The 12,940-nt window shown below is 45.1% G+C and carries 9 protein-coding genes and 3 tRNA genes; 2 read left to right on the top strand and 10 right to left on the bottom strand.

What is annotated here, in order from left to right; all coding sequences use genetic code 11:
• Nucleotides 1-54: 54 nt before the first annotated feature.
• The 5 genes from MZ182_RS09620 to MZ182_RS09600 all read right to left on the bottom strand — a co-directional run bounded on the left by MZ182_RS09620 (nt 55) and on the right by MZ182_RS09600 (nt 4,197).
• A complete protein-coding gene (locus tag MZ182_RS09620; protein WP_248068130.1) occupies nt 55-1,509 on the bottom strand; it encodes a L,D-transpeptidase family protein in 1,455 nt (484 codons plus the stop codon).
• 387 nt (nt 1,510-1,896) lie between these two features.
• Nucleotides 1,897-1,983: transfer RNA gene (locus MZ182_RS09615), tRNA-Leu, on the bottom strand.
• A gap of 50 nt (nt 1,984-2,033) precedes the next feature.
• A tRNA-Cys gene (locus MZ182_RS09610) sits at nt 2,034-2,107 on the bottom strand.
• A gap of 53 nt (nt 2,108-2,160) precedes the next feature.
• A tRNA-Gly gene (locus tag MZ182_RS09605) sits at nt 2,161-2,236 on the bottom strand.
• A 527-nt stretch (nt 2,237-2,763) separates the two neighbouring features.
• Nucleotides 2,764-4,197 (bottom strand): glyceraldehyde-3-phosphate dehydrogenase, encoded by a 1,434-nt coding sequence (locus MZ182_RS09600; protein WP_011919258.1) that lies wholly within the window; start codon nt 4,195-4,197, stop codon nt 2,764-2,766.
• 203 nt (nt 4,198-4,400) lie between these two features.
• Between MZ182_RS09600 and MZ182_RS09595 the strand changes: the two genes are divergently transcribed.
• Together MZ182_RS09595 and gap are read left to right on the top strand one after the other, a co-directional pair.
• On the top strand, nt 4,401-5,288 hold the full coding sequence (locus tag MZ182_RS09595) for a DUF2989 domain-containing protein (protein ID WP_248069507.1): 888 nt from the start codon (nt 4,401-4,403) through the stop codon (nt 5,286-5,288).
• A gap of 206 nt (nt 5,289-5,494) precedes the next feature.
• Nucleotides 5,495-6,505, top strand: coding sequence for a type I glyceraldehyde-3-phosphate dehydrogenase (gene gap / locus MZ182_RS09590; RefSeq protein WP_014610629.1), 1,011 nt, complete (start codon nt 5,495-5,497; stop codon nt 6,503-6,505).
• Nucleotides 6,506-6,663: 158 nt separating this feature from the next.
• On the opposite strand, the gene nadA is transcribed toward gap, so the two are convergent.
• From nadA to astE, 5 genes are all read right to left on the bottom strand, one after another.
• Nucleotides 6,664-7,746: a quinolinate synthase NadA gene (gene nadA / locus MZ182_RS09585; RefSeq protein ID WP_011789419.1), complete on the bottom strand. Its 1,083-nt coding sequence runs from the start codon at nt 7,744-7,746 to the stop codon at nt 6,664-6,666.
• Between the two features lie 132 nt (nt 7,747-7,878).
• Entirely contained in the window at nt 7,879-9,507 is a 1,629-nt protein-coding gene (locus MZ182_RS09580) for a dihydrolipoyllysine-residue acetyltransferase (protein WP_248069510.1), read from the bottom strand.
• A gap of 9 nt (nt 9,508-9,516) precedes the next feature.
• Nucleotides 9,517-10,494 carry an alpha-ketoacid dehydrogenase subunit beta gene (locus tag MZ182_RS09575; RefSeq protein ID WP_248069512.1) on the bottom strand — a complete coding sequence of 326 codons (978 nt, stop codon included), beginning with the start codon at nt 10,492-10,494 and terminating at the stop codon, nt 9,517-9,519.
• Between the two features lie 3 nt (nt 10,495-10,497).
• On the bottom strand, nt 10,498-11,676 hold the full coding sequence (locus MZ182_RS09570) for a thiamine pyrophosphate-dependent dehydrogenase E1 component subunit alpha (protein WP_006081586.1): 1,179 nt from the start codon (nt 11,674-11,676) through the stop codon (nt 10,498-10,500).
• Between the two features lie 162 nt (nt 11,677-11,838).
• The gene (gene astE / locus MZ182_RS09565) at nt 11,839-12,873 is read right to left on the bottom strand and encodes a succinylglutamate desuccinylase (protein WP_248069514.1); all 1,035 of its coding nucleotides are present in this window, start codon (nt 12,871-12,873) and stop codon (nt 11,839-11,841) included.
• Between the last annotated feature and the right edge of the window lie 67 nt (nt 12,874-12,940).

Genomic DNA, 12,940 nt, shown 5'->3' with positions numbered 1-12,940 from the left:
TATCAAACTCGATTTCAACGCTCAGATTTACAAATGATTAAAAAGTTCAAACTGTTAGGGAATGTTAAAAATTGAGCTTGTAACAGCATTTGTAAACTCGGCCTCCAAATGATAAATATCATTGCGATAATGATCTTGCCCTTTATCATCAAGCCATGCCGTCCAATAAACCAGATGTACGGGTAATTTCTCTGACAGTGCAAACCATTGTGGATCCGTCACATTTGGGGCAAGCCTATCCCATAAGCCCTTATCTTTAACAAGATTACGTTTGAACCACTGTGCTAACTCATTGACTTTCTCAATACGGATACAGCCCGATGAAAGTGCCCTATTCTCCCTTTTAAATAGAGCTGGTTCAGAAGTGCCATGTAAATAGACGCTAAAACTATTATCAAAATGAAACTTATATTTACCTAACGCATTTTTAGGGCCTGGACGCTGCACTAATTGGTAAGGGAAACGGGAAGAGGCAAGCTCCTGCCATTCTTCCGGCGTATGAAAAATTAATTGCCCACTATAATCATAAACATCAAATTCACGGTCTTGCAGGTAATAACCGTCTTTACGGATATGAGGTAAAATATCCCGTCGTAAAATACTGCTAGGCACACGCCAACTGGGATTAAGCACAATACTGGATATTTGACTATCCAGTATTGGGGTTTGCCGTGAAGACTTACCCACAATCACCTTAGAGGTCAACACCGTTTGTTCCTGTTCAACCAGTTTCATCTCAAAAGCTGGCACATTAATTAACAGATAACTGGGTGTTAATTTGCGACTAAATATTCTTTGTCTTAATTCATTTCTTGCGAGTAATACAGCCCGTTGTCTAGGTGATTGATTTAACCAATATAAGGTTTGCTTACCAATCACCCCGTCGGTTTGTAAACCATGGCGAAGTTGAAAACGCTTAATACCTAGCATCAACTCATCGGTATAGACTTGTTCAACATCAACTTCTTTTGGCATATCTCCTAATAACCAAAGGCGTTTGGCAATAGTGTTGACTATAGGATGAGTTTGACCGACGGTGAGTTTGTTTTCTAACATCAAGGTTTCCCAAGAAAATTGGGATTCAAGTTGTATAAGTTGGCTGATCTTTTTAAGCACTGCCTGATAATGGATGTCACTCATCGGATCCGCGTTTGTATTGTTTGTCATTACAGCATCACAACCCGATAAGGCTGAAATATGCAGCCAATAGGCCGTCACCTGCCCTTGCATGCGAACCATATCATCAGGTTGAACCGGTTCTGTTTTAGCCTGTGATAATGCCTGATAATTTTTGTTAAATAAGGGATTTACACCAGCTAGATCGAATAAAAGAGTCTGTTCTAAGAGGAAGGGATATTGCTGAAAGGAATTAACATTAATACGGCTATCAAGGGGGGATGTCGCTCTAAGAGTATTGCTTACGAACATACCTAAAAATAACAGGCTGCAAACGACAATCTTAAATAGCCGCCCGTGCTTGATAAGCCAAGGTAACTTTGCATGCTCCATACACTTCTCCTTGTTCACACGACCTAAAGTGTCAAGCGCGTCCCCACCAATCATTAAACTATTTCACGTAAACACATTTTTTGCTAGTGCATATAAAATTTATATAAAAGTATATTTTTAATTTCAATATATTATGGAATATTGGCTGTTGATAAGAGGTTAAGTGATTTGAGACGCTGAAATCCTCAGATGCAAAAAAGCCCCAACTATTGTTGAGGCTTGATGCTATTCCTACAGAATAATGGTACCCGAGGCTAGACTGCGCTTGTATTGAAAGTGGCACGCCTAGCGTGTCAGTCAAATCTAGCCAATGAAAAATTCATTAATCGCCAGAATGCAAAAAGCCCCGACTAATCTCGAGGCTTATCTACTATTCACTAAGAATAATGGTACCCGAGGCCAGACTTGAACTGGCACGCTGTTACCAGCGAGGGATTTTAAATCCCTTGTGTCTACCGATTCCACCACTCGGGCAAACTCTTCATATTAACAACGGGAATCGTGTCATTAATATTTTATATCTATGGAGGCGCGACCCGGAGTCGAACCGAGATCGACGGATTTGCAATCCGCAGCATAGCCATTCTGCCATCGCGCCATTATTCTAGCCAAAGACTAACTCAGCTTAAGTAGAATTAGACTTTTAGAATTTGGAGCGACATATCGGGTTCGAACCGATGACCTATACCTTGGCAAGGTATCGCTCTACCAACTGAGCTAATGTCGCCTTTTGTATCGCTGCTACATTGCCTTCAACATTCACAAAGGTATCGTCTATTAACCTTTATCAACTGAGCTAATGTCGCCTTTTGTATCGCTGCTATATTTGCCTTCAACATTGATAAAGGTATCGTCTGTTAACCTTTATCAACTGAGCTAATGTCGCCTTTACTTGTAAAAGTACCAGCTCTAAGGAATGAATATAAAGACCTTTCCCTTGACTGCGGATTGGCATTCTACCGATTTAGACCTCAGAGTCAATCAACAATTTTGAAATACTGCGCTAAGCCGCATCGTTTGCCCAATATTCACCCATAAACAAATTAGAACCATAATAGGAGGTGTTAATTTTCAGGATTATTTTTAGATGAGCTCTATGTAAAACAAAGCCCGTTAATGTGCGATAAATCTAAAAAATCAATCAAGCAGAAATAGAAAAGCAAAAGCGCCCAATCTGGGCGCTTCACTTAATCTCTGCATATCAATGTCGTGGTATACAACAGATGGGCAGCGTATTGATCAGTTTAACAGCAGTTAGGCTGGTAGAGACAGCGTGGTTAAACCTAACATGGTCTGCATCACACCGACCACTTGGCAGCTATAGCCAAATTCGTTGTCATACCATACGTATAGAATGGCGCGTTTACCTTCCGCGATAGTCGCTTGGGAATCAACCACACCAGCATAACGTGAACCGACTAAATCACTCGATACAATCTCAGTTGAATCAGTGTAATCGATTTGATTTTGCAGCGGTGATTGTAGCGCTGTATCTTTCAAGTACTCGTTTAGTTCATCTTTATTGGTTTCGGCATTTAGGTTCATGCTGATAATCGCCATAGACACGTTAGGCGTTGGCACGCGAATCGCGTTACCGGTTAACTTGCCTGCTAACACTGGTAAAGCTTTGGCAACGGCTTTGGCTGCACCCGTTTCAGTGATCACCATGTTTAAAGGTGCACTGCGACCACGGCGATCTGCAGTGTGATAGTTATCAATCAAGTTTTGATCGTTGGTATAAGAATGAATTGTCTCAACGTGACCATTCTCGATACCATATTTATCATTCACAGCTTTCAGTACTGGCGTAATTGCATTGGTGGTACAACTCGCCGCAGAAACAATAATGTCTTCTGGGGTAATGTCGCCTTCATTCACACCGTAAACGATATTCTTGATCACACCTTTTGCAGGGGCTGTTAGCAATACTTTGCTGGCACCAGGGCTCTTAAGGTGCAAACCAAGACCCGCTTCATCCTTCCAAATACCAGTGTTATCAACAACTAGGGCATCATTAATGTCGTATTTAGTGTAATCCACTTCATCAGGTGAATTCGCATAAATGACTTGGATATAAGTGCCGTTAGCGATAATCGCATTGTTCTCTTCGTCAACTTCCACAGAACCATTAAAGGGACCATGGACTGAATCACGACGTAATAAACTCGCGCGTTTTTCTAGATCGCCTTTCTTGCCGCCACGTAAAACGATAGCGCGTAACCTTAACTTATTGCTGCGACCTGTGCGTTCAATCAGCAAGCGTGCCAATAAGCGACCGATACGGCCAAAACCATAAAGCACGACGTCACGCGGCGCGACATCATCGGCATGGTCGATAGCATCGGCTAATTCTTTTGCCATATAGCTTTCAATTTCGCTGACATCAGTATGGTCGCGCCAGTAATTGACAGCGAGCTTACCAATATCCACTTTACATTGTTTAACTGCAAGTTTGCTCAAAGCTTGAACGAAGGGGAAACTCTCGCGTAAACGTAATTTTTCACCGACATGACGACGAACTAAACGGTGCGCTTTAATGATTTCAATCGTAGAAGCATTGAGTAACGGCTTACCATAGACCACGACTTCAACGCCTTGGTTACGATACAACTTGCCCAACAAAGGCTGCATTGCCTCTGCCATTTCAAAACGTTCTTGCCAACTTTGTAGGTGTTTATCAGCGCTCATTTACAGATCCTTTATCTCACTTTTCAATAAAATGTACTGAAAGGTTTGAGTAACATGACGAAAAGACCAATAATCTAATGTGGGTTTTAGGTAAAACCCTGTTTTGGTCGGCGCCATTGTAATGAAAGTCGCGCTTTGTTGCCAGTAAGATATTTTCTATAAATATGTAATTTTATTAGAAAATCTGCCATTTGGAGGGTGTTTTGCGTCAAAATCTAGTAATAATTACATCATTTACGCTCGGGATGAGCATTTTAGGTCTTTTCGGTTGCGATAATGGCCGAAATATCGCAATAATTTGTAAAAATAATCCTGAAATTTGTGCCGACTTGCATAAAGACAGTTGGTGTTTAGCTGAAAAAACGCAACTGATAAGAGATCGTTATACTTTAAAAGACACAACTCACCCCACAGGTAAACAGCTATATCTACAACTTACCTATCTTGAAGATTACAGTCGTTGTATCGAACTTGCCGCAGGTGTGCAGCATATCATCCACACAAGTCGTACTGCAGATAGAGCAAGAGCCTTTAGGTTAAGCACAGAGAATTTAACTCAACTTCAAGAACAAACGCGTGAACGGCAAGATCCTTTTATGTCCTACTACCAATGGACGCGTTTCGGTGATACCCAAGCACTAAACCGACTGCTAGAGCATGAAAATGCTGGCGAAGTGACTGACCCTTTTTTACTCGCGCAAATTGCCACCTATTACAGCAATCGAGATGCCATTAAATCGCAACAACTGTATCTTAAAATGCTCTCAGAAATTCAATACGATGACTTTGATGTGAATTGGCTATTAGGCTTAGCATCCACTTTTCGTCACACACAGCAGTTTGATAAAACTTACATGTTAACTAAGGCTAATTTACTCCTCACACAACAAAAATATTCAGAGGATAAGATGCTCGCCTTGCTCAGTAACAACAAAACGCTGGCAGCAAAACTGGATAAATATGCTCAAACACTCATAGATGCATTAAAAAATGGCAACTACTCAACAAGCTCAGTGCGAAAATGGCTAGAACCAGCCCCCCAAATCTTGCCAGCAGAAACAATAACCACAGAGCCAGTACCCGAAAAGTAACGCTCTATCGGATTGGCAAAATGTTTGCCATCTTGTAATTTTTTACCCAAATTGGGGGGTTAAAATGGTGATTCCGCGAGCAATGTAAAAAAATCACCTAAATTGTTAACCAAGTCTGCGGTAATACGCCGATTTAACTTGACGATAGCTGTCAGTTTGGTAATTTTACTACCAGTTGAATTTTATAATCACCAGAGGGATATGAGATGACTATCCGTGTAGCAATAAATGGCTATGGCCGTATCGGTAGAAACGTATTACGCGCTTTGTACGAAAGCGAAAAAGTATATCCAATCAAGATTGTCGCTATTAATGATTTAGGCGACGCTTCCATCAACGCTCACCTGACAAAATACGATTCTGTTCACGGTCGTTTCAATGCGAAAGTTGACCATGATGCCGAAGCTATTTATGTGAATGGCGATAAGATCCTCACTTTCCAAGAACGTGATCCTGCAAAACTGCCATGGGCAGAGCTACAGGTTGACGTGGTTTTCGAATGTACCGGTATCTTCACTTCTAAAGAAACCGTTCAACCACATTTAACCGCTGGCGCGAAGAAAGTCATTATTTCTGCTCCAGGTAAAAATGTGGATGCCACCGTAGTTTACGGTGTGAACAACAACGTGCTGACGTCAGACATGACAGTGATTTCAAATGCTTCTTGTACGACTAACTGTCTAGCCCCTTTCGCTAAGCCGTTAAATGACGAGATTGGTATCGAATCAGGTTTGATGACCACCATTCACGCTTATACCAACGATCAGCGTTTATCTGACGTGTACCATACAGATTTACGTCGTGCCCGTGCTGCGGCACTGTCAATGATCCCAACTAAAACGGGCGCAGCTGCTGCTGTCGGTTTGGTTGTACCTGAATTACAAGGTAAATTCGACGGTTTAGCGGTTCGTGTACCTACAGTTAACGTATCACTCGTGGATTTATCTTTCATCGCTGCCCGTGACACGACAGTTGAAGAAGTGAATGCTATTATTGAACGTGCTGCCAGCGTTGCGCCATTGAGCGAAGTGTTAGCAGTCAACAAAGAGCCATTGGTGTCTATCGACTTTAACCACAATGCGTTCTCTTCAAACTTTGATGCCACTCAAACCCGTGTGAACGGCCGTTTAGTGAAAGTGATGTCTTGGTATGATAACGAGTGGGGATTCAGTAACCGTATGTTAGATAACGCGGTTGCCCTGATGAACGCCAAATAAGTCAGCGTAAAGCAGTCTAGTCACTAGATTCCGCGTTACTAAATTAAGCCTCGCATTTGCGGGGCTTTTTATTGCCTTGTATTTGAGAGTTTATAACTGAAAGAAAAAATCCCCGTCATACATAATGACGAGGATCCTATTTCACGCTAGGGGAAATCTTAAGCGTTGCCCTTCACTTTCATATTCAGTGTTTTGGCGAAATCCAGCATACGCGTTAGCGGAATAAGCGCTTTCACTCTTAAGTCTTCATCCACAAAAATCTCATGGGTGGTTTTATCGCTGTCGGCGAGTGACGCTTCAATTGCCTGCAAACCGTTCATCGCCATCCAAGGACAGTGGGCGCAGCTCTTACAGGTGGCACCATTCCCCCCTGTTGGCGCTTCAATTAAGGTTTTACCTGGCGCGGCTTGCTGCATTTTATAGAAAATGCCGCGATCGGTTGCCACAATAAAACGCTCATTTGGCATGGTTTGCGCCGCTTTGATCAACTGACTGGTCGAGCCAACGGCATCGGCCATCGCCACCACACTGGCGGGAGACTCTGGATGCACTAAGATAGCCGCATCGGGGTAAACACTTTTCATATCACGCAGCGCGTTCGCTTTAAACTCGTCGTGAACGATACAATCGCCCTGCCACATCAACATTTCGGCGCCTGTCTGTTTGGCAATATAGCTGCCTAAATGACGATCGGGTCCCCAAATGATCTTTTTACCTTCGCTGTCTAAGTGCTCAACGATTTCAAGGGCAATACTTGAGGTCACCACCCAATCGGCGCGCGCTTTAACCGCAGCCGAGGTGTTGGCGTAAACCACCACAGTATGATCTGGGTGCGCATCACAAAAAGCGCTGAACTTATCGATTGGACAACCTAAATCCAATGAACAAGTCGCTTCAAGGGTCGGCATTAAAATGGTTTTTTCTGGGCTCAAAATCTTGGCGGTTTCGCCCATAAACTTGACCCCAGCAACGATTAAGGTTTTTGCGCTGTGATCGCGGCCAAAGCGCGCCATTTCTAAAGAGTCTGAAACGCAGCCGCCGGTTTCTTCGGCAAGGGCTTGGATTTCAGGATCGGTATAATAGTGGGCAACCAGAACGGCATCTTTTTCAATGAGCAGTTGCTTGATACGCGCCTTGTAATCGGCTTTTTGCGCATCGGACAAAGGCACTGGCTTAGGCGGAAACGGGTAATCAATGGTTTCTATTGTTGGAGCAAATGGGCTGGGGGCTAACTGACTCATAACACATCCATCAGGATAACTACGTTCGGGAATTATACGTAATCGGGATCAAAAGATTAACCCATTTGTGCAAAGCAAATAAAAAAGGACGCTTTTAGCGTCCTTTTAGTGTCAGTTATTCGTGCCAGTGGCTTAGCGCATCGCTAATAACATCTCTTGAGGCTGCTCAAGATACTGTTTCCACAGATTACAGAAGCGAGCAATCGTACCGCCATCGATCACTCTATGGTCACCTGACCAGCTAACTTGCATGATTTGGCGAGCTTCGACTTCCCCTTTCGCGTTAAAGCGCGGTAGGGTTTGCAACTTACCTAAGGCCACAATCGCCACCTCAGGTTTGTTGATAATTGGCGTCGCCACTGTGCCACCTAAAGCGCCAATATTAGAGATGGAAATCGTGCCGTCTTTCAGATCCGCTGGCGCCACGCGGCCGCTACGGGCTGCTTGGGTCAGACGGGTGATTTCTGCCGCAATTTCTAAGATGCTTTTGTCCTGCACATCTTTGATATTGGGCACCAAGAGGCCGACTTTAGAATCCACCGCCATGCCGATATTGTGACGCGCCTTGTAAGTCAGCTCAGTGCAATCCGCATTCACTTGGCTATTCATCACAGGGAATTGACCTATAGCCAGCGACATAGACTTCATAAAGAAAGGCATCATGGTCAGCTTCACTTCATCTGACGAATACTTCTCTTTCATGCTTTCACGCAGTGCAACTAAGTCAGTTAAATCAAACTCTTCGCAATAGGTGAAGTGCGGAATGCTCGACACAGATTCCACCATCATGCGTGCCATCACAGCTTTTACGCCGCGGATCGGCTCAACCGTGTCAGCGCGTTGAGTCACTGTAGATGTTGGAACTTGGGTTTGAGATGTTTGAGTCGCTTGAACTGGCGCCTCTTTTACCTGAGCCACACTTGGAGCAGAAACATTGCTCACGCCTTGTTGGAAGCGAGTGATATCTTCCTTATACACACGGCCGTGCTTTCCTGTGCCAGGTACTTGGCTCAAATCGATATCTAACGACCGCGCCATACGACGAACTGCGGGGCTGGCTAAGGCTTTACCTTGACGAGCAGGCTCTGCACTCACAGCCTGCGCTGCACCTGCCACATTGGCCACTGTATCTGTATTTGTTGTCGCCGCAGGTGTAGAAGCCGCCTGTTCAACTTCAATGGCAAATAAAGGCGCATGTACTTTAGCTAGCTGACCTTTGCGATAATGCAGTTTGGCAATTTTACCCGCTTTAATGGCTGGAATTTGCACCAGCGCTTTATCTGTCATCACGTCGGCAATCGGTTGATCTTCCTCAACCCAATCACCTTCACTCACCAACCATTCAACTAGCTCACATTCAACAATGCCTTCGCCGATATCCGGTAGTAAGAATTCTTCAATGCTGACAGATGAACTGGATGACGTGGTCGCGTTTGTTACTGCCACTGGCTCAGCAGCCTTTGCGATTGTCGCAGCTGCAGCAGGTTCAGCCGCAACAGATTCTTCACCTGCGATTTCGGCATCTTCAATTTGTACGGCATAAAGCGGCGCATGCACTTTCGCAATATCGCCCTTCGCGTAATACAGCTTAGTGACCACGCCCGCAAAAGGCGCAGGGATTTGCACTAAGGCTTTGTCTGTCATGACATCGGCAATCGGCTGATCTTCAACGACAGTGTCGCCTTCTTTCACCAGCCATTCAACGAGTTCACATTCAACAACGCCTTCACCAATGTCCGGCAAAATAAAATCTTTAATCATACCGGACTCCTAGAAGGTCACTGATGCTTTGATGGCTTCAAAGGTCTTAAGCGCATCGGGCATATATTCTTTTTCATGGACGAGTGGATACGGGGTATCTAAACCACAAACGCGGCTAATGGGCGACTCTAGATACAAGAAGCATTCTTGCTGAATCGTCGCCGCAATTTCACCGGCAAAACCACCGGTTAATGGCGCTTCATGGTTAACCAATAAACGTCCGGTCTTTTTGACAGAATCGGCAACGGTATCGATATCCCAGGGTGACAAGGTGCGTAAATCGATAACTTCGCAGGAGATCCCTTCTTTAGCGGCCATGTCGGCGGCTTTTTCAAGGATTTCCATTTGCGCACCCCACGCCACTAAGGTGATGTCTTTACCTTCGCGAACCACTTCAGCCTTGCCCAGTTCGATTTCATAATCGCCCGCTGGCACTTCGCCAACCGATGCGCGATATAAACGCTTAGGCTCAAAGAAGATCACCGGGTTTTTGTCACGGATTGACGCCAACAGCAGGCCTTTGGCTTGCTCAGGGTTGCGTGGTACCACGACTTTTAACCCCGGCGTCTGGATAAAATAGGCTTCGGGTGATTGCGAGTGATAATGTCCGCCCGCGATACCGCCGCCATAGGGCGTACGGAACACTAATCCACCGACATCGAACTCATTACCGCTGCGGTAGCGGAACTTAGCCGACTCGTTGACGATTTGATCGAACGCCGGAAAGATATAATCGGCGAATTGGATTTCAGCCACGGCAGTCATGCCATTTGAGGCTAAACCATTGGCAAAACCGGCAATACCTTGCTCTGTCAGCGGCGTATTAAAGCAGCGAGCGCGACCGAATTTTTCTTGAAGACCGGAAGTGGCGCGAAATACCCCGCCAAAGTGGCCCACATCTTCACCAAAAACGACCATGCGTTCATCGGCTTGCATGGCAATCGACAAGGCCTCATTGACGGCCTGTAACATATTCATTTCAGCCACGGCTTATAGTCTCCCTGCACTTTTTGGATAGGCTTGCGGATATTTTTTGATATGTTCTTTAAGATCGGCAAGTTGCTTTTTCAGCACTGGCGTCGGCTTGTCGTACACATCTTCAATAATTTCATCCAGCATAGGCACAGGAATTTTTTCAGCCACTTTTACCGCAGCCAATACTTCTTCACGATATTTCTCATGCAGTTTCACATCATCCGCTTCTGCCAACCAACCTTTGTTGATAAGCCATAATTTGAAGCGTTTAACCGGATCGTGTTGCTGCCACTTGGCTTCTTCATCTTTCGAGCGATAACCAGAGGGATCGTCTGAAGAAGAGTGCGCGCCGAGACGGTAAGTCATGGCTTCAATCAGCACAGGCGCATTATGCTCAATCGCATAGGCACGGGCTTGCTGGGTTGCCGCTAACACGGCCAACATGTCATTACCATCAACACGAATGGTGTGCATGCCATAACCCACACCGCGGCTAGCAATACCGTTACCGGCAAACTGCTCTTCGGTGGGCGTTGAAATGGCGTAGCCATTGTTACGACAGAAGAAAATCACTGGGCATTTCAGTACCGCGGCCATGTTTAGGCCAGCATGAAAATCCCCTTCCGATGCAGCGCCTTCGCCAAAATAACAAACCGCGACTTTGCGCTTACCTTGCATTTTTAAGCTGTAGCCCACACCAGTCGCCTGCGGGATTTGCGTGGCTAACGGTGACGAAATCGTTTGATAATGCAATGCCGCACTGCCGTAATGGATTGGCATTTGGCGACCTTTACCAAGATCTTTCTCGTTACTGAACATCTGATTCATAAACTGTTCAGTGGTAAAGCCGCGATAACGCAGCGCCGCATGCTCGCGATATTGCGCGAGGATCACATCTTCTTGATCGAGTGCGGCCACACTGCCGACAATCGCCGCTTCTTCACCCGTACAGGTCATGTAGAAGCTGATGCGCCCTTGACGCTGGGCGCCAAGCATACGTTCATCAAGTACCCGAGTGAATACACAGGTATCGTAAATTTTAGTGGCTAAGGTTTCATCTATCACAGGCAAAACCGCGGTTTCATAAGTGGTGCCGTCGGCTTGTAGAATTCGAAGGATAGGAATGTGTAGCGATGCCTTATCCAAGAAGCCGACACGGTGCACTGTATCAGTGTTGAGTGTTGCTTTGCTCATATTGTGCTCTTGTTATCTCATTACGCATCAAAGCGTTTTGATGCGTCTGTTTATACGAATATGCCCGATGAACATTACGTTAACGTAAACTACCTATCAACCATTGGCATAGCTCAAACCACAAGTTATCCCTGCCTCGCATGTATATATTGCTTTACAAGCCTAACGCACGTCCGCATTCACCGCAGGGATCAGGCAAATCACAGTGCGATTGCCAATAGGCACTTTGGCATTAGGGAACACGACAGACTCAAACTCATGTTCCACTTTAATTTCTTGCCCACCTTCCCGCGCTAATACAAAACCTTTCGGGAAAGATCTGAAGTTTTCGACATCGGTTGCGAAGGTAAATTCAAAATCATCGAAATGTTTATTGATGACGCGGCACACTTGGTACAAGTTAACCTTATCGGCATCAAATGCATCTAACTCCAACGGCTTAGCGGTGATTAAACGCATAAACATTTCATGTGCCGCAATAAAACGCGTCATGTCGTTCTGCCCCATCGGATACACTTTGCCAAGCTCAATGGTAAAGGCATCGGCGCCGTAGCGTTCAGAGGAAAAATAGCTGAAGGTCGTGGTCGGTTCGTGGTGGAAAAGTACTGTATCGACGCCGCTTGCGGCTAAAAACATAATTTGCTCGCCGCTAAAGGCGCGCCTTGGACGATAGGGATAGATAGCGAACTTTTCATGCTTCGAGGCGCGCATCGCCGTGTGCAGATCATAATGGATGCGCTGACGTCCATCGGCAACCGTAGTATAAAAACGATCGACATAGGCTTCGAGTTTTTTCGCGCGTACTCGCTCAGGGTTCACTAACCCTGGTGGATTGGAATGCTCACCACTAAACAGACGATTCATGTTTTCGTCAATAATCCGCGTACCGTTATTAATCGCTAATGGGTTACCAATGAGAAATAAAGTGCGCTGCTTTGCAATGATCTTTTGCTGTAAAAGTTGTTTAATTAAGCTATTGCAGAGTTCAATGGGCGCGGTCTCGTTACCGTGAACACCGCAGGAAAACACAATATCTTTTCCTTCATTCTGTATTGGTTCGAAAACAATAACACCGGTATCCCACACTTCCACTTGAGTATGATCGCCTAAGTTAAATGAAAATTCGCCATCGAACTGTTCAGGATGGGCTAAGGTGAGCGCTAAAAAATCCTTTGAATCTAACAGAGCTTGTAACACAGAATTCTCCTTATAATGGTGTGTTAAAAGTAAGCGCTAAGCGCTAAATAAACCTACAACACCTAAG

This window comes from Shewanella sp. JNE2, assembly GCF_023159115.1.
GTDB lineage: Bacteria > Pseudomonadota > Gammaproteobacteria > Enterobacterales > Shewanellaceae > Shewanella > Shewanella putrefaciens.
This window is presented reverse-complemented; position numbering and strand designations above follow the sequence as displayed.

Excerpts from the sequence above, each read along its gene's own strand:
- MZ182_RS09620 (WP_248068130.1), bottom strand. The coding sequence starts at position 1,509 with ATGGAGCATGCAAAGTTACCTTGGCTTATCAAGCACGGGCGGCTATTT.
- MZ182_RS09600 (WP_011919258.1), bottom strand. The coding sequence starts at position 4,197 with ATGAGCGCTGATAAACACCTACAAAGTTGGCAAGAACGTTTTGAAATG.
- gap (WP_014610629.1), top strand. The coding sequence starts at position 5,495 with ATGACTATCCGTGTAGCAATAAATGGCTATGGCCGTATCGGTAGAAAC.
- nadA (WP_011789419.1), bottom strand. The coding sequence starts at position 7,746 with ATGAGTCAGTTAGCCCCCAGCCCATTTGCTCCAACAATAGAAACCATT.
- MZ182_RS09580 (WP_248069510.1), bottom strand. The coding sequence starts at position 9,507 with ATGATTAAAGATTTTATTTTGCCGGACATTGGTGAAGGCGTTGTTGAA.
- MZ182_RS09570 (WP_006081586.1), bottom strand. The coding sequence starts at position 11,676 with ATGAGCAAAGCAACACTCAACACTGATACAGTGCACCGTGTCGGCTTC.